22 protein-coding genes, 1 other RNA gene and 1 riboswitch are annotated in these 17,326 nt (G+C 39.7%); of the genes, 4 read left to right on the forward strand and 19 right to left on the reverse strand.

Features of this window, described 5'->3' with window-relative positions:
• Positions 1-11: 11 nt before the first annotated feature.
• The 10 genes from E2L03_RS00310 to E2L03_RS00355 form a co-directional block, all read right to left on the reverse strand.
• Positions 12-299 (reverse strand): hypothetical protein, encoded by a 288-nt coding sequence (locus tag E2L03_RS00310; protein ID WP_038480032.1) that lies wholly within the window; start codon positions 297-299, stop codon positions 12-14.
• Positions 300-494: 195 nt separating this feature from the next.
• On the reverse strand, positions 495-1,631 hold the full coding sequence (locus tag E2L03_RS00315) for a THUMP domain-containing class I SAM-dependent RNA methyltransferase (protein WP_134258406.1): 1,137 nt from the start codon (positions 1,629-1,631) through the stop codon (positions 495-497).
• Between the two features lie 18 nt (positions 1,632-1,649).
• Positions 1,650-1,907: a hypothetical protein gene (locus tag E2L03_RS00320; RefSeq protein ID WP_038480038.1), complete on the reverse strand. Its 258-nt coding sequence runs from the start codon at positions 1,905-1,907 to the stop codon at positions 1,650-1,652.
• A gap of 100 nt (positions 1,908-2,007) precedes the next feature.
• An RNA gene (gene rnpB, locus E2L03_RS00325) (RNase P RNA component class B) lies at positions 2,008-2,382 on the reverse strand.
• A 48-nt stretch (positions 2,383-2,430) separates the two neighbouring features.
• Positions 2,431-2,844: a ribonuclease HI family protein gene (locus E2L03_RS00330; RefSeq protein WP_038480041.1), complete on the reverse strand. Its 414-nt coding sequence runs from the start codon at positions 2,842-2,844 to the stop codon at positions 2,431-2,433.
• Positions 2,841-3,155, reverse strand: a complete 315-nt coding sequence (gene gpsB, locus E2L03_RS00335) for a cell division regulator GpsB (RefSeq protein WP_055737694.1) — start codon at positions 3,153-3,155, stop codon at positions 2,841-2,843. The genes E2L03_RS00330 and gpsB overlap by 4 nt, the downstream gene beginning before the upstream one ends.
• A gap of 101 nt (positions 3,156-3,256) precedes the next feature.
• Entirely contained in the window at positions 3,257-3,793 is a 537-nt protein-coding gene (locus E2L03_RS00340; RefSeq protein ID WP_095150297.1) for an SLOG family protein, read from the reverse strand.
• 51 nt (positions 3,794-3,844) lie between these two features.
• Positions 3,845-4,315 (reverse strand): spore coat protein, encoded by a 471-nt coding sequence (locus E2L03_RS00345; protein ID WP_078440116.1) that lies wholly within the window; start codon positions 4,313-4,315, stop codon positions 3,845-3,847.
• A gap of 175 nt (positions 4,316-4,490) precedes the next feature.
• Positions 4,491-5,702, reverse strand: coding sequence for a ribonuclease H-like domain-containing protein (locus E2L03_RS00350; RefSeq protein WP_134258407.1), 1,212 nt, complete (start codon positions 5,700-5,702; stop codon positions 4,491-4,493).
• 51 nt (positions 5,703-5,753) lie between these two features.
• Positions 5,754-7,994 (reverse strand): DEAD/DEAH box helicase, encoded by a 2,241-nt coding sequence (locus E2L03_RS00355; RefSeq protein ID WP_134258408.1) that lies wholly within the window; start codon positions 7,992-7,994, stop codon positions 5,754-5,756.
• A gap of 161 nt (positions 7,995-8,155) precedes the next feature.
• Between E2L03_RS00355 and pepF the strand changes: the two genes are divergently transcribed.
• Positions 8,156-9,955 carry an oligoendopeptidase F gene (pepF, locus tag E2L03_RS00360; RefSeq protein ID WP_134258409.1) on the forward strand — a complete coding sequence of 600 codons (1,800 nt, stop codon included), beginning with the start codon at positions 8,156-8,158 and terminating at the stop codon, positions 9,953-9,955.
• A gap of 28 nt (positions 9,956-9,983) precedes the next feature.
• Here the strand turns inward: pepF and E2L03_RS00365 are convergent, their stop codons facing one another.
• The 4 genes from E2L03_RS00365 to E2L03_RS20160 form a co-directional block, all read right to left on the reverse strand.
• The gene (locus E2L03_RS00365) at positions 9,984-10,676 is read right to left on the reverse strand and encodes a hypothetical protein (RefSeq protein WP_038480058.1); all 693 of its coding nucleotides are present in this window, start codon (positions 10,674-10,676) and stop codon (positions 9,984-9,986) included.
• 109 nt (positions 10,677-10,785) lie between these two features.
• Positions 10,786-11,400 carry an alpha/beta hydrolase gene (locus tag E2L03_RS00370; protein WP_134258410.1) on the reverse strand — a complete coding sequence of 205 codons (615 nt, stop codon included), beginning with the start codon at positions 11,398-11,400 and terminating at the stop codon, positions 10,786-10,788.
• A 102-nt stretch (positions 11,401-11,502) separates the two neighbouring features.
• Entirely contained in the window at positions 11,503-11,664 is a 162-nt protein-coding gene (locus E2L03_RS20155) for a hypothetical protein (protein ID WP_158318526.1), read from the reverse strand.
• 233 nt (positions 11,665-11,897) lie between these two features.
• Entirely contained in the window at positions 11,898-12,041 is a 144-nt protein-coding gene (locus E2L03_RS20160) for a hypothetical protein (protein ID WP_166740158.1), read from the reverse strand.
• 91 nt (positions 12,042-12,132) lie between these two features.
• Here E2L03_RS20160 and E2L03_RS00375 point away from each other — a divergent pair, with 91 nt between their 5' ends.
• The 3 genes from E2L03_RS00375 to dapA all read left to right on the forward strand — a co-directional run bounded on the left by E2L03_RS00375 (position 12,133) and on the right by dapA (position 14,108).
• Positions 12,133-12,657 (forward strand): hypothetical protein, encoded by a 525-nt coding sequence (locus E2L03_RS00375; RefSeq protein ID WP_055737690.1) that lies wholly within the window; start codon positions 12,133-12,135, stop codon positions 12,655-12,657.
• Positions 12,658-12,754: 97 nt separating this feature from the next.
• Positions 12,755-12,907, forward strand: coding sequence for an aspartyl-phosphate phosphatase Spo0E family protein (locus E2L03_RS00380; RefSeq protein WP_078440115.1), 153 nt, complete (start codon positions 12,755-12,757; stop codon positions 12,905-12,907).
• Between the two features lie 52 nt (positions 12,908-12,959).
• Positions 12,960-13,134, forward strand: a riboswitch (Lysine riboswitch).
• Positions 13,135-13,211: 77 nt separating this feature from the next.
• Positions 13,212-14,108, forward strand: a complete 897-nt coding sequence (gene dapA / locus E2L03_RS00385) for a 4-hydroxy-tetrahydrodipicolinate synthase (RefSeq protein ID WP_038480067.1) — start codon at positions 13,212-13,214, stop codon at positions 14,106-14,108.
• Positions 14,109-14,154: 46 nt separating this feature from the next.
• On the opposite strand, the gene kapB is transcribed toward dapA, so the two are convergent.
• The 5 genes from kapB to E2L03_RS00410 form a co-directional block, all read right to left on the reverse strand.
• Entirely contained in the window at positions 14,155-14,526 is a 372-nt protein-coding gene (kapB, locus tag E2L03_RS00390; protein ID WP_134258411.1) for a kinase-associated lipoprotein KapB, read from the reverse strand.
• A 17-nt stretch (positions 14,527-14,543) separates the two neighbouring features.
• Positions 14,544-14,729 (reverse strand): hypothetical protein, encoded by a 186-nt coding sequence (locus E2L03_RS00395; protein ID WP_038480073.1) that lies wholly within the window; start codon positions 14,727-14,729, stop codon positions 14,544-14,546.
• Between the two features lie 6 nt (positions 14,730-14,735).
• Entirely contained in the window at positions 14,736-14,990 is a 255-nt protein-coding gene (locus E2L03_RS00400) for a hypothetical protein (protein WP_038480076.1), read from the reverse strand.
• Between the two features lie 105 nt (positions 14,991-15,095).
• Complete coding sequence (locus E2L03_RS00405) at positions 15,096-15,737, reverse strand: YpjP family protein (RefSeq protein ID WP_166740159.1); 642 nt, start codon at positions 15,735-15,737, stop codon at positions 15,096-15,098.
• Between the two features lie 72 nt (positions 15,738-15,809).
• Positions 15,810-17,294, reverse strand: coding sequence for a glutamate synthase subunit beta (locus E2L03_RS00410; RefSeq protein WP_095150303.1), 1,485 nt, complete (start codon positions 17,292-17,294; stop codon positions 15,810-15,812).
• Positions 17,295-17,326 lie beyond the last annotated feature (32 nt).

Below are 17,326 nucleotides of genomic sequence, written 5' to 3' on the forward strand. Positions count from 1 at the left end.
GTCTCCTCACATTAAAGCATCCGTTTTGCCCCTAAGTCATAAAACCATTTTGAATCACCACTTTCCAGCGCAACATGCTGCAATGCGTGATAATCTATATCTTCTAAATGACTTTCCACAGGGATGATGTCTTTGTAGTATATTAAAATCGGTTCTTTTGATCGTCTCTTGTCTATTGTATAAAAAAAATACGTTTGATACATACCCTCACGGCAAATACAGGCAGGATTTTTTTCGATCCAACCGAGTACGTGCTGAATGCCTCTTTGAAGATAGATCCATGTACCGTCATTGACCATGTCTACACCTCTTTATTGTTAGTTTATCTTTTATTTTTTATTTTATGTGTATCAATACGGTAAGTGAAATTATATAATGATTAAGCACTCGTTCACTCGAAAAAGGCGAAAAGTTTGATGATCTGTCATCAGTCTCTTCGCCTTTTACTCACATGTATGTGCCCATTTAATGGCCTATTTTTCACACGCTTTTTTTTATGCTCTTGGAGGTCTAGGACCGAAAAATTGATAGTAGTCGGTTTTTATATTGCCATTGTATAATTTACGCTTCTTACTTGCCTGCTTGCCGTACAAGGCTTCAAAACCCTCATGAGAAGTCAATACATATACTGACCATGTCTCAAACGACTTCATTACCTGACCCATGTCTCTGTACATCTCTTCTACCTCAGCTTGTTCACCAATTCGTTCTCCATATGGTGGATTAGCAACAAGAACACCGTACTGAGCACGATGGCTAAAGTCTCGAATTTGCATCTGCTTAAAGGAAATAAGATCGGCAAATCCTGCCTCTGCTGCATTGTTTTTCGCAAGTTCAATAGAGCGATGATCAATATCTGATCCAACAATATCGAGGGATTGATCATACTTTGCTAAATCTTCTACTTCTTGACGAGCACGGTCCCATTTTTCTTGACCAATCCAATGCCACTGTTCTGATACAAAGTCTCGATTAAACCCAGGTGCGATATTTTGTCCAATAAGCGCTGCTTCGATAGCAAGGGTTCCAGATCCGCAAAATGGATCAGCAAATGGGCGATCCACATTCCACGTTGTGAGCTGAACCATTGCAGCCGCTAGTGTCTCTTTTAACGGAGCTTGATTATGTAAGGCCCTGTATCCTCTTTGATGTAATCCGACGCCACTAGAATCAATAGTTAGCTGCGCTTGGTCTTTTAATAAAGCTACTTCAATTCGATACAGAGGTCCATCTTCATCAAACCAGCCACGTTTGTACTGTTTTTTTAAGCTTTCAACAACCGCTTTTTTCACAATAGCTTGGCAATCGGAAACACTAAACAACGTTGATTTAACTGAGCGTCCGATAACAGGGAATTCTGCATGGGGAGGCAATAGGTCCGCCCACGGCAATGCTTTCGTTTTCTCAAACAGTTCATCAAACGTGAACGCTTTAAATGAACCGACAAGAATTTTTATCCGATCTGCCGTTCTTAACCATAAATTTGCACGTGGAATGGCGTCAACAGTTGATGTAAATACGACTCGTCCATTTTCAACTGTAACGTCTTCGTAGCCAAGTGCTTTTACTTCTCTTGCACAGATTGCCTCTAATCCCATCGTCGTTGTTGCAATTAATGTTACTTTATTCATTCTGTTCACTCCTTATTGTTACAGTAAGTAGCCCCCACCTTGTGTTTCAGCAATAAACGCACCAACGATGGCGACTAAACCAAATATAAGGGCAAGTAAAGTAGCTAGACGTTTGGCTGAACGGTGATAAAGAAATACTGCAAGCATATATAATGCAAATACGGCTATTAAAAAAATGCCCCCTAAACCAATTAAATACCCTTGAATGGCAAATCCAATTACATTTAAAAGAAATAACACGGCTCCAAGCCCGTACATTACCTTTGCTTGTGACATGACAATCCCTCTTTTCTTGTCTTTTTTGTTAGTGTACCAGAAACAAAATAAAAAAACCCTCAAAAGGGTTTTTACTCGTTTATAAATCCATCTGCATGCCAGTCATAAGCCATGTTCTGTTCTTTTGTACTGCAAACGGTGATGAACCTCGTACTCCAGTAACAACCATCTATCTACGAATAATCGTCCTTATAGCTCCGTTCATTTTCGGACTATAAAATGCCCCTACCATTGTTTGGGTTTCTCGCTCGTGGGGTTTACCTCGTTCCACTCTACTCGTTTCCAAGTAGACTCCGTCACTGTGGCACTTTCAAAGAGTGTATCCCATGTCGTTAACGATTTAGGGAAGCCTCTTGCCGTCAGTTATCACTAACTGCCCTAGCTTATGAATTGGCTAGGCACGATCACTACCGGCGTCGCAGCCAGTGCGAGCATGGACTTTCCTCTACACTAAGTGCAGCGGTTGTTTCATGACATGCTCATTCATAAACGACTTGTTCATTATAGCGTACAATGTAACAGATTACAATGCTTCTTTAAAGATTCGCTTTGGCTCACGAATGGCTAATCGAGCTAACTCGTCCGCTTTTTTATTTTGCTTACTCGGAACCCATTTAATAAAAAACAAATCAAATGCCTCTATAAGCTCCTGTGCTTTCTTCACATACGGATCGAATTGCTTTCGCTTCACATAACGCTTTTCAATTGCTTCGCTCACTAAACGAGAATCGGTTTGGACGAGTAAATGGCCTAACTGCTTTTGCTTAGCAATTGTCAGGGCAACGATAAACGCTTCAAATTCCGCTTCATGATTGTTGTGCAATCCTATATGGTAGCGAAATTCTTCCGTCTGTCCGTTATCAAATACAAGTAAGATCCCTATACCAGAAGGGCCCGGGTCTCCTGCGCTAGCTCCATCAATTGACATTCGGTTCATTCGTACATTTTGCTCCCGAAGACTTTTTTCTCTAAATTAGAAAGACGCTGTAAAATATCATAATTTGTACTCCCTGCTGATTGAGGTGCACTTTGATTTCGAGTAGGTCGATCTGTTTGTCGCTTCATTTCCTGTCTAAGTTCTTCATTTTCTTTCAATAATTGATCGACTCTGCGTTGATATGCTTCGTAGTCTTGAATGACAACATCTAAAAATTTGTCTACTTCATCTTGATTGTACCCTCTCATGCCAGTCTTGAAATCTTTATCTAGAATTTCCTTGGCATTTAACTTAATCTCCACTGAACTCATTTCTATCACCTCATGTTCAATTCCCGTTACATCCTATTCTTCCAAAAGTCTGCTATAAAGTCAATTTAAACCCGGTGCTTTTGTTATTTTTAAGAAATCTACTAAAAATCATCTAATGCTTCCCTTCTTGCTTCTTCTATTTCTTCTGGGGAGATAATAAAAATAGGCTTGTCCATTGATCGAGCAACTTTTATATAAAAAAGAGGTGAGCCTTCCTTCTCCTCATCAAACAATACGAGCAAACCATCTGTTTTCTGCACTAAAAAATCGTTTTTCACTTTTAATTGCATGGGGTTTTCATAAGGTCGCTTCGAAATTGAATCAACAAAGTCTGCTTTACTCACACGCTCATGGTAGAGCTCCTTCAATCGCTCATTCCATTTTGATTCTTGTTCTTCAAATGGCGTTAATAGCCCTAATTGAATGTGAGGATAGATTTCCTTTAATTCATCGACAACATCCATTGCCCATTGTTCAACACCTAGCTGACCACTCGTAATAAACCAAGTTGCACCTTCTTCAATAAGTGCTATCATTCTTTTCTTTAAAACAAACTTAATCCATTTAATCCCTTCATGAGACTCATTAAACACGCCAAGCTCATGCATTTTATAGCCTGTGACGAGGACGGCATTCACGTTTGATCCTCTCCTAAAAAAGAAAGCGAGCTTTTTGCTCGCTCCTTAAGATTATTTCTTAAAGCCGCTATATGGCGATACATTAGACGGCTTCATGTTTGTTGGTGCTGTGTTTGTCGGTTTTACGTTGTTTGTTGGTTTCATGTTGTTCGCTGGTGCAACATTATTCATTGGTGCCATATTGTTCGGCTTCATATTCGCTGGAGATACATTTGATGGCATATTGTTCATTGGCTTCTCGCAATATTGTTCATTCATAACATTCTCTTGCACGCTGTCAGTGTGCGGGTAATGATGAACGTGCTTATAAACGTGATTTTTCACGTGAGTAGTGTGTGTAGGATGAATTTCAGGAACAATATACTCTTGCGTGCTTTCTACTACATTATGCTGAGTTGGATGAACAACTGCTGGTAGCTCTTGTGAACATGTCGGCATCGTCATATTCGGCTTATGATTTCCACCACATGGATCACACATTGGTCTTGGGGGGCAACAGTGATTTGGTCTTTTATGAAACATAGTTAAAGTCCTCCTTTAATTTTAAGTCACTATTACCTTATGTATCTCCCCACCCACGTGTACTAGTTGATTAACCCAATTTTAGGTGTTTTATCATTGTCCGATGAATAAAGTCGATTTATCTGTTATTCCTCGCGATAAACGTCGACTTATGCGCTTCCCCAGGAAATAATGATTATTTCCGCTTTAAACGATGAATTCTTTTAAGTGCCTGTAGGCGCTCTTTCTCTACAGTTGCAAACGATAACGCTTGATTCGCATACGTGCATGCCTTTGCGAAATCTTTTAAGTAATGTTCATACATAAGCGCTAATTCAATCGCACTTTTAAAACGAAACGTGTCAACCTTAAGGGCTTCTTTGAAATCTTCAATCGCTTGTTTATATAATTTCTTTTTCTTAAAGATGTAGCCTCGATAGAAATAAGCTTCGGCCTTTGCACTACCTTGCTCCTGCAGATGATGAATGCTACTTGTTAACATAGTCGTAGCCATTTCTAACTCCCCATTCAGTTGATGCCATTTTGCTAGTTCCAATCTCTCATTAAGAGAAGTCCGCTCTTCCCATTTAATAACGGTTTCTGTTATTTGAGCATAGAGAGCAATTAACGAAAGTACATCTTGCTCATGATGCTCAAATACACTCGCTATTAGAGCAGGATCTTGTTCCCGAACGAAATCAAAATAGAATAATGGCACGAGATGAGACGGAGTATTCTCATCTCTCCTAATCCCAAGCTTCTCTTCTTCTAATATGCTCAGTTTGCATGACGGTAGTTCATTCTTCCACAATCGTCTTGCGCTGTGAAGCAAATCAAAATGACCAAACTGAGGTAATTGTGGAACTGTTTCTCTTAAATAAGCATGACGTGTCTTTAAGCGTGGCCAATCAAATGCTTTACCATTAAAACTAACAAGGTGTTCCAACTGACCAACATCTTTCAAAAAAAAGTGATATAAAGCAGACTCTGCGTCTGGAGATGGTAGCAGGTATTGACGAACCACCACTTCATGTTCTTCAAAACAAGCAAAACCAAGTAAAAACATTTGCGTCCCTGCCCCTGCGCTTAAACCAGTTGTTTCAGTATCAAAGAAGATTAGTTTATTTATCGGAACAGACCTACTTGAAAGCGGATGAGAAAACGATTGGTTGTCCCATTGCATTAGGTCGTCTCTATATGTGCGGAAGGTTTTAAAACCATACTGTGTATCAAGCGAATGTCTTACTTCACGAATATAGCAAACGTGCTCATCAAATGTATGGGCTACAGTAGCAAGTGATGCCCAGCTCTTCGAAGTTGAATGATTCGCTTCATGTTGTTCAATCACAGGCTTTGTTTCTTGTTTCATATGGACTTCTATTCGTTTTAACTTTGCTTTTAGTGACATAAATTCTCCTTTCTTTTTTAAATACGGTATGTGAAATTATGAGACTCTTCTTTACAAATCGCTTATGATTGTCATCAATTTTTTCTTAAATCGTCTGTCTTCTTTTACCTCTCCAACACATGCTGGACACCCTTGTTCGCACAAACAACTTGTAATGAGCTTACTCATATGATTTAAAATTGTATCAAGACGGTCATATACTTCTTTAGCAAGTCCAATACCTCCTGGATACGCGTCATAAATAAACACAGTCGGTTTTCCTGATACATCTGCTTTCACTTGTGGGGTTACATGAATATCACTTCGTTCACACATTAGATGAAGAGGTGCAACATGATGGAGCAACGTTGCAAAGCTCATAAGGATATCTTCTATCTCTTTAGGTTCAGCAAATTCTGCTAGAAACGTTAGCCACACTCCGTTCGTGTGCATCTCTTCTTCAGGTAAGTGGACAGGGCCAGAACCAACGTTCTCCATCGTTGTTAACCGAATTTTTTTAAAGATCGTAACTTTCCCTGTCACTGATACATCTCCATAGGAAAGCAGCGCCAATCCTCGCTGGCTAGATGCATCCTCTTCTAAAATAGTTAAAGAGACGGCTAAGTTGGCATCCGTAAAATAATCAACCTTTACTTCTCGCACGAACGCTTTCTTTTCATCCCAATCCAAATATTCTACTTGGAACTGAATGCCTTGATGCAGATAAATGGCTTCGTCGTGTAATAATGTCATGGCACTAAACCGATCCATTTCCCCAATTACTTTATGAGTTGTTACATCACTTTGATCAATAATCACAACATTTTCTTGAGAGGCAGAACGTAGACTTATGCCATGGGCAGGAAAAGCATCACTCATCCAGTACCAGCGATCTTTCTTTTGTAGAAGCACTTGCTTTTCAGTTAAATAGGTTAAATAGTCGTCGACTACTTCACCTAAAAATGAATCCCCAACTTGAAATGGCAGTTCATAAGCTGCACACTTTAAATGATCTAAATAAATGATCAAATTTAAAGGATTTACTCGTGCTGTCTCTGGGTTACGATTAAAAAAGTATTCTGGATGGTTTATAATATATTGATCAATTGGTGAAGACGACGCGACCATAATAATTGCCGCTTCATTTTGTCTTCTGCCAGCTCGACCAGCTTGCTGCCAGGCGCTCGCTATTGAACCTGGATACCCGGTCAAGATACATACTTCGAGTTGACCAATATCCACACCTAACTCAAGAGCATTTGTGGAAACGACACCAATGATTTCACCACTACGAAGCCCTTTTTCAATCGCTCGTCGCTGATTAGGTAAATAGCCACCACGATAACCAGCAATGGTTTTTTTTCCGAACGTATGCTTAATCATTTGCTGTAACTTTGTTAAGATGAGTTCTACTCTTACTCGACTTCTAGCAAATAGAATGGTCTGAATCCCTTCACGGAGAAACCCTTCTGCTAATTCTTGTGCTGAACGCATCGCACTTTGCCTAATTTGCAATGGTTCGTTAACGACTGGAGGGTTGTAAAACAGAAAATGTTTTTTTCCAGAAGGTGCACCATTCTGATTAATAACGTGAAACGATTCACGAACTAATGTTTCAGCTAATTCCTTTGGATTGGCTATCGTTGCGGATGTACATATAAAAGTTGGATTCGAACCGTAGTACGCACAAATTCGTTTCAGTCGCCCAATAACATTTGCTACGTGGCTTCCAAATACTCCTCTATATGTATGGAGCTCATCAATGACGATATAATCTAAGCGTTCAAAAAAAGCAACCCATTTCGTATGATGAGGCAAAATCGCTGAATGGAGCATGTCGGGATTTGTTATAACAACATTGCCAGACTGTCGCACATTTGAACGAATCTGGGGCGCTGTGTCACCGTCATAGGTATGACACTTTAGTGAAACCCCAACATCACGAATCATTTCATTTAATTCTGCCATTTGGTCTTGTGCCAACGCTTTTGTTGGGAATAAGTAAAGAGCACGGCTAGACGAGTCCTTTAAAAAAGATGTCAACACCGGAAGATGGTAGCAGAGTGACTTTCCAGATGCAGTCGGTGTCACAGTAACAAAATGGTCTCCTTTACGGCTGCACTCAAGAGCCTCCTTTTGGTGACTATAAAGTTCACTAATTCCTCGTTTACGCAAGCCATGGCAAATACTCATATCAAGCCACTCAGGAAACGGCTCTGTTTTTGCATCTTTTGCCTCTATTTCATGCCAATATGTGATCTGTTTATCTTGCTTTAATTCCTGTAATTTTTGTTGTAATGTTTTTTTAAACATGATCCACCTCAAAAACGTCTTCTTTCTCTATTTTAGCGAATGGTTGTTCTGTTGGCTACTAGCAATTTATCACTCTATTTTTTCTGAACTAGTGTAAATGGTTTTTCTTTATTGTATACTAATAGATATTTCGATTTACGAAATTTAAGGAGGTAGGCACAATGACACTTACACAACGACAAGCGATTCCAGCCGAGGAAATGTGGGATTTAAACGATCTCTTCTTATCAGATGAAGATTGGGAACAAGCACGTCAGCATGTCGAAAAAGAAGCAGAGAAATTATCTTTATTTACAGAAAAAATTGGTGAACGGGCAGAGAATCTAGCGAATGCTTTGCAGGCAAGGGAAGCCTTAATGGAAAAGCTAGTACCGGTTATCACCTATGCAACGTTATCTTTATCAAGCGATGGAACAAGCTCATCCGCTCAAGGAAACGCAAGCCTTGCTCAAAGCACGCAAGCTCTTGTCCAAGCTGAATTAGCAAAGCTTGAAGCAGAGATCATTAAACTACCTGAAGCTGTCATTGAACAGTTTCAACAAGAGAGCGAACAACTTCAATCTTTCCACGTATTTTTGGAAAAGTTAATTGAATCAAAACCCTTTTCACTCTCTTCTGAAACCGAAGAAGTGCTTGCTTCTCTGACACCTATTTTAACAAATCCTTATTCTACTTATTTAACTAGTAAAGCTGCTGATATGACTTTTCCAGATTTCATTGGTGCAAATGGAGAACAAAAACCACTTTCTTTTGCTAGGTTTGAAGACCAATATGAGCTTTCTGCTCACACGGAAGAGCGACGAAATGCCTTTATTGCATTTGATGATACCCTCCAGCAGTACGAGCATACATATGCGAAACTTTATGCTGGAGAAGTAATGAAACAAGTAACACTCGCACGCTTACGTGGCTATGATTCTGTTGAGCATATGCTATTGCACAGTCAACAAGTGACCCCAACGATGTACCACAACCAGATAGATATTATTTATAAAGAACTAGCACCACATATGCAGCGCTATGCGAAATTAAAAAAAGATGTTTTAGGTCTTGAATCTTTTGGCTTTTCTGATTTAAAAGCCCCTCTCGACCCTGAATTTGAACCGCCTACAACATACGACCAAGCATATGAGACGATTATAGAAGCCCTCAAACCATTTGGCGAAGCGTATAACCATATGCTTATGCGTGCTAAGAATGAACGGTGGGTAGACAGAGCAGACAATATTGGCAAGGCTACTGGCGCCTTTTGCTCAAGTCCGTATGGCTATCATCCGTATATTTTATTAACATGGAAAGATACAATGCGCGGGGCCTTTATTTTAGCTCATGAGCTTGGACATGCTGGCCATTTTTATAACGCAAACGATGCACAACCGCTACATGCAACACGTCCATCAACATATTGTATTGAAGCACCGTCTACAATGAATGAGCTATTTCTTGGAAATCATCTTTTAGCATCAACTGACGATCCGCGAATGAGACGTTGGGTAATTCTTCAATTTATCGGAACATACTACCATAATTTCGTCACCCACTTATTAGAAGGTGAATTTCAACGCAGGGTTTATGCACTTGCCGAGAGTGGCACACCATTAACTGCCATTACATTGCGGGAAACAAAACAAGCGGTTCTCTCTGGTTTTTGGGGAGATGCGGTCGAAATTACAGAACGAGCTGGGCGAACATGGATGCGTCAACCTCATTATTATATGGGTCTATACCCATACACTTATTCTGCTGGGTTAACGGCGGCAACGAAAGCTTACACCCTCTATCAAGAGCAAGGTCAACCAGTCATTGACCAGTGGCTTAAAATGCTGCGAGCCGGCGGCACGCTTCAGCCACTTGATCTGTTTAAAGTGGCTGGAGTTGATATGGAAAAGAAAGAAACGATTCAAGATGCCGTTGCGTATGTCGGTTCTCTTATTTCAGACCTTGAAAATAGCTATAAATAAATAAAACGGTATGCATATGCATCCCGTTTTATTTATCTTCTTCGTTTGCTTGAAGCAGTGCTTTATAGCCAGATCGTGTTAGTTGATTTTCTTCATCAATATAGTTCGAGCTGGCAAGTGATTGATTACTCTCTTTTGATAAACGTGGGAGTAAACGTTGAATTTCTTCATTTAGAGCAGCAAATGAGCCTGATTCTAAAATGGCCGGGTCCATTGAAGCCGCAATTTCCCGCATTGGCGATTGTTTAATAAATAACTTCTTTGTGCCTTTAACAACATTCATCAAGCGATTGGAGGCATTGAGCCATTCTTGACGAACCCGCGATGTTTCAGTGTCGGTTTGTTCAAGACGTTCACGAATTTTTTCTTTTTCAAGCTCTGCTAACTCTGTTTTACTTAACAGCTCTTCAAACAATTGAGTTCGATCCAAATCAAGCTTTTGTAGTTGATATTCTTTTTCTTGTAACGCAACAAGATCATGTTCTTTTGTTTTTTCGTGCTCATGATCGAGCTCTACTTTTTCAACTTCATCTTTTTTTATAAATTGATCGAGCTTCTCTTCTAATCGTTTTGTTTTTAAAACAAGAAACACAAACAAAGCGATTAAAGCAAATAGGACGACAATTTGATACCATAAATGGCTCAGTAGCGCTAAACAAAATACACCGACTAAAACCACTCCAGCGAGTGCATAAAGCCAACTGTTTCTTTGTTCTTTCAACCTACATTCAACCTTTCTTTATTGCTTATCGTTTAAAAGCAGTTTAACGAAGATTTGATTTCTTGTCCACTTTTAATAAGAAAGGCTTTTGCATACATGGCAAACTGAATTAGCCGCGTAACGTATCATACCAACGTTTCGCTTCGTCTACTTCCTCACGTAACAATTGATGGCCACCTGTTGTCCAATAGCTTTCAACAGATGCACCTGCTTGTTGTAAATCTGTAATGAGGATGTTCGTTTGGTCAGCTGGAATCATCGGATCATTCTTGCCTGCGCCAACAAACACCGCTGTTTCACTTAGATTCGGTAATTGTTCTTTTTGTTGTGGAACCATTGCATGAAACAAAAATACGCCTTTAAAAACAGAACCGTGTTCATATAGAAGGTTTGCGGCAATATTAGCACCGTTTGAATAGCCAATCGCATATACATCTTGATCTTGAAATTTGTACTGAGACGCTGCCTGTTGTAAAAAATCATTTAATTCATCTGTACGCTTCTTTAAATCTTCCATATCAAAAACACCTTCTTGCAAGCGACGGAAAAAGCGAGGCATGCCATTTTCTAGGACATTGCCACGAACACCTAGCACATTCGCTTTTTCATCAATCATCTTAGCAAGAGGCAATAGATCATTTTCATTTCCACCTGTTCCATGGAGCAGCACAAAAGTTGGTCCACCGTTTTCTTTTTCTTGGTACACATGTTTATGTTCACTCATTATTGATTTCCTCCATACGCATTATGATTTCCTACACTATAACAAAGAAGCCAATAGTTTACCACTAAACTGTACTCAATAAAAAAAGAACTAGCCTTCAGACTAATCCTTTTTTTCATTTTTTAGCACATCAATTTCTTTTTCTAAAACAGAGACGTATTCTTCGTAAATCTCAATAAACGCTTCTCGTCGGTATTGTTCTTCTTCTTTTCGCATTTCGTCAATTTTAAAACGGTATTCGTCTTTTGAAGGTGTAAAACTCATCTTTTCTCCTCCTTCATTCTTTTCAAACAATAAGTGCCCTACCTCTCACTTATCGTTACGGTTCCTAGACCGAGCCACTTGAATGAAAAAAATGTATGCCGTAAAGTCGCAAAATCAAAAAGCACCTCTCCTTTTCCGTGGACATTTATTCTATACCCGCTCTATCTGTTTTAAAAACAATCATTTATAAGAATCTGTATTACTACACAACAAAAAAAGAGCCAAGAGGCTCATTAGGCATAATAGCTATTAATCATGTCTAAAATCGTCATATCCTCTTCTTGATCCGTACGCTGCGTGTCTTTTTCAGTTGCCATAGTATCTCCTCCTGAAATTGTGCTTACTATTACTATATGCCATTGTATTATAACAGTCAATAGTTTTTTTGTTTGTTTTATAACAAACGTTTGTTGAATAAACCGCTTTTTTTTCCACAAACTAAAAAAAACGAGACAGAGGAGTTTTTACATGACACGGTTATTTAAAGTGTGCGCCACGTTCATGATGGTTGTGTTACTAGCAACTGGTTGTGTCCAGGGACAAACACCTCAAAAACAAAGTGATGACATAAAGAAATTATCAAATCGTCAAGAAGTTAATCACGTTAAGCTTGAACAAACAACAGAAAGTGAATGGTACGCAACTAACATTGAAGCCTATTTAGGTACTGTTTACTCACTACTTCCTGCACTTGGAACAGAGGTCGAAAATGGTAGCCAAGGTGCGCAACGACAACTTGATACGCTTTTAACAGAAGCAGAAACGTTTGAAACCATTCCACCAGTAGAACCGTTTCACACGTTAAAGGATTTGCACCACTCTTACCTTATTGCCTTACAAGAATTAGCTGCTGCAAAAGATGTAAATGATGCTCGCCTTCATTCTAGTTATGCGACATTAACGATTCGTCTCTATGCAATGGAATACCAATCAATAGCAGCCGAGAATGGTATTAAAGCGAAAAAAGATCTAGACATGTCGAGAATTGACTAAGAAAAGAACTATTTGACTAGTTTTGAATAAAGCTTTTTCTTAACAGAAATTCACGCTATAATACATCTTGTACTAATTCCATAGGTGGAGTGAAACCATGATTCATATTGATATAGAAGTAAAACGAAGTGAAATGCATATGATCGCAAAAAAATTCGGCTTAGGCGCTACTAAAACCGTTAAGTGTTCTCAAGAGCTTGATTCACTATTAAATTGTCTTCAACAACATCGTGGGAAATTTCATCGGTAACCTTGCTTTATACGATTAATTTTGGTATGGTAAAGCCATATTAATTGAACAGAATTATAGTAGAGGCGCATGATCAAAAAGTACATTCACTGAAGGATTAGGCCTGTTGATGTGAATGGAAAGGTGTGATTGCCGAAATAAGGAATGACCTACTTTCATTCTTTATTGGGGCTGTTTCTGAATAAGAGCAGTACTGTCATACATTTGTATGGGGGGCTACATGAAGGTAGGTACGACCTATGCAGCAATGGACTTGTCATTGTTGTTTTTTTATTCCTCTCTACTGTTCATAAGGAGGATTTTTATGCATTTCGGACAATTACTCACTGCAATGATTACCCCATTTTCACAAGATGGTTCCATTGACAAAGAAGGCACCTTTTCACTTATTCAGCATTTAGCGAGTACAGGAACGGATACACTTGTTGTAAACGGTACAACAGCCGAGTCACCTGTTCTAACCGCTTCTGAACGAAAAGATATGTTAAAACTAGCGATTCAAGCATCCACTAAACAAATGAAGGTCATTGCTGGAGTCGGTTCTAATAATACCGCTCACACCATTGAGTTGGCAAAGGAAGCGGAGGCTCTCGGAGCTGATGGTATTATGGTTGTTACACCATACTACAATAAACCTTCACAAGAGGGAATTTACCAGCACATGCTTCAAGTGGCTACCGCTGTCTCTCTTCCTGTTATGCTCTACAATGTACCCGGGAGAACAGGAGCCGATATGTCTGTTGAGACAGCCATAAGGTTATCGTTGATTCCGAATATTGTTGCCCTTAAAGAAGCAAGTGGAGATGTTGATAAAGTAACCGAGATTGTTTCGCAAACGACGGATCATTTCCAAGTGTATAGTGGTGACGATTCCTTAACGCTGCCGATGATGGCAGTCGGTGCTACTGGTGTAGTCTCTGTTGCCTCTCACATCGTAGGACTTGAAATGAAAGAAATGATGCAGGCACTTCATGATGGTGAATTCCAGCACGCTAAAACCATTCATCAGCGTATTTACCCAGTAATGAAAGGGTTGTTTATGGCGCCTAATCCTACAGCAGTAAAAGCAGCGTTAACTGCATTTAATTTACCTGCAGGTTCTGTTCGTCTCCCGCTCATTCCGTTAACAGACGAAGAAAATCATGCACTTCACGTACTATTGCAACCTTTTCTTCCACAAACAACCTTATATGCGAATTAATTTAAAAAGCGTATGTTCAAATGAACATACGCTTTTTTATGCTTTATTAAAACGAATAATCATGCCGTAAATCGTCTAATAAGTGGAGACTCTTTCTTGCCCATTCTGAATCATCTTGCGCTACAGTATCATAAGCGCGTTGCCATGCCTGTCGCAACGAAGATTCATAGTCAGCCGCCTCGGTCCCTTCATAAGACTTAACCGTTGTAAGTGGTACCCATGCTTTTTCTAAATAAGCAAGCGCTTTTCGTTGATGAAAATACGCAACGTCTACTTGTTTTGGATTATGTAAATCTCCCTGTTTCGGATGGGTTTCCACGGCCAATACTTTAAAAAGTGCACGATTTTGTTCTTCTTGTACGTCAATAAGTTCTCCAATGTAAATCCCTGTTTTGTACTTTGCTTTTACTAACTCCATGGTTACACCTACCCTTTTTATAAAAGAAACGTAAACATCATAATAATAAATAGTATGACACATACTAATGCCAATGGAATACTCCAATATAGAGGTTTTTTATTGCCTTTTAAGGCAGACGCTAACGCAATACCTCCAAAAATACCGGCGACGATAAAGCAAAGAATAAAAAACGCAAGAAACCCTATGTCTTGACTACTCATAACGCTCTATAAACCTGGCACAAGGCGAGTAAATAAGTCCCATAAAAATTCCGAGGACGGCACTAAATACTGTTCATTGATCGTTCTTAAGCTATCATTATCCATAAACAATTCGAGCACAATTAGGGTGAATGTTCCGGTCATCGTTAAAATGGCCGAAGCAAGAACAAGTACTAATAATCCAATATAGGCAAATACAATTCGTAAAAGCCACTTTAGCCAAGTCGGCCTTTGTTGTCTGCCTTTGTTTTCCGCTTCCATTAACCATACTCCTTTTTCGTTGGTATATCTCTACTGTACCAAAAGATTCGATATAAAGAGAACAAAAATGCGAAAAAAGAACGACTTTTTTAAAGAAAATGAACCTCACGCTTGATAAAGCGGAGGTTCATTTTTTCCCCAATAGATTGAGCCTAGTTCATAATGTTCATTAAAATCATCTTCGTATGAGTGATAGTGGAATTGAAACACATGACCTGTTTTTGGCGGTCGATCAATGCGAACGTGAAACCTAATTAAATCATCGCCTGTTTTTGCATGAACGATGTGCATAATCTTTTCACCCCGTCCAGTAGACGATGCTTCTGTCATACTAATTTCATGCCACATATTGCGATCCGTCGTTTCCAAGACCGTTGCCACCGCTTGTTTCAGTTCTGGTAAAATTTCATCTTTGTAGGCTGCTTCGATTTTTTCTCCAATCCGTTGACCAAATTTCTTCATACCTTGGCGATATGCTTCGTCCATTATCATGATCTCAGTCAGCCAGTGTGACTCTAGCTCGATATGCTCATATTGTGTCGGTGAACCGACAACAAACGGGAGTAACGTGTATTCTTCATCATTTGTTAAGTACACATTTGATTTCGAGTCATTCCACTGCCATGCTTTTGCTGTAGATAGCTCTCCAGAGTCTGCTTTTTCAACCCAAGGGTCCATAATTGAAAGATTGATAGAAAAGAAGCCAACGAGCACCATCATCATATGTTTTAAATACGTTCTGACCATATCCATCATCCCATTGGCTTTTTTCTTATTATGACACGGAGCGAAGCGGTTGGTCTAGAACATTTTTCCCCATTACGGTAATTGGCTGCTTCCCATTAAGAAACGATCACATTCACGGGCTGCTTCTCTTCCTTCATGAATCGCCCACACGACTAAACTTTGTCCACGACGATTATCTCCAGCCGCAAATACATGAGCTTGATTCGTTTGATAACGACCATATTCAGCGTCAATGGTTTGGCGTTTGGTTTGATTAATGTTCATTTGCTCAAGTAGTTGTCGCTCTGGTCCAGTAAATCCGACTGCTAGTAAAACAAGATCTGCTTCCCATAGTTTTGTTGAATCTGAAACAGGATGACGAACTTTTTTTCCATCTTTTAGCGTTGTATTCACTTCAATCGTTTCAAGGCCGACTAACTCACCTTTTTCGTTACCGACGAATTTAGCTGTTTGCAGTTTATAGCTGCGTGGATCACGACCGTAAACGGCTTTAGCCTCTTTATGAGCATCTTCTTCACTATAAATATTCGGGAATAGCGGCCATGGATTGTCAATGTGACGAATTGTTTGCTTTTGCTCATTAATATCAAATTGTGTAACCGAACGTGCCCCATGACGAATAGATGTTGTTATGCAATCCGCTCCTGTATCACCACCACCAATGACAATAACATCTTTATCTTTTGCAGAAATGTAGTTTGCGTCTTGATGATTCGAATTTAACAAACTTTTCGTATTCGCCGTTAAAAAATCCATAGCATAATGAATTCCTGATAACTCTCGCCCTTCTTGATCAACATCTCTTGGCATTGTAGCACCTGTTGCCAATATAATCGCGTCGAACTCTCGATCTAATTCCTCCGCTGTAACATCAACACCAACCTCGACGTTGGTTCGAAAGACAATTCCTTCTTCTTTCAATAGTGTAATGCGGCGATCAACAATTGTATAAGCAAGCTTCACATCCGGGATGCCGTACGTTAATAAACCACCTGGTCGATCTTCTCGTTCAAATACGGTTACGAGATGCCCTGCTTTATTAAGCTGAGCTGCACTTGCTAAGCCAGCAGGCCCTGAACCAATAACAGCCACTTTTTTACCTGTTCGCTCCTTAGGTGGATTCGGTTTAATCCAGCCTTCTTTAAAGCCTTTCTCTACAATACTGTACTCAATTGATTTAATTGTAACTGGCTCATCGCTAATGGCTACCGTACAAGAACCCTCACATGGCGCAGGACAAACTCTGCCAGTGAATTCAGGAAAGTTGTTCGTCTTATGAAGGCGATCAAGGGCTTCTTTCCACTTCCCACGATATACGAGCTCATTCCACTCTGGAATAAGGTTGTAGACTGGACAGCCAATTTCATTTGACCCAGGCATAGTTGTGCCTGCTTGACAAAACGGAATGCCGCAATCCATGCAGCGGGCACCTTGACGCTTTAACTGTTGCTCTGGCATAACAATCTGAAACTCTTGCCAGTTCTTCACACGAGCCATTGGATCCTTTTTTCTAGGCGCCTCTCGCTTGTATTCCATAAACCCCGTTGGCTTTCCCATCGTTTGCTCACTCCTTACCTAACTTGATTAAT

The sequence above is a fragment of the Shouchella oshimensis genome (assembly GCF_004375095.1).
Taxonomy (GTDB): domain Bacteria; phylum Bacillota; class Bacilli; order Bacillales; family Bacillaceae_D; genus Shouchella; species Shouchella oshimensis.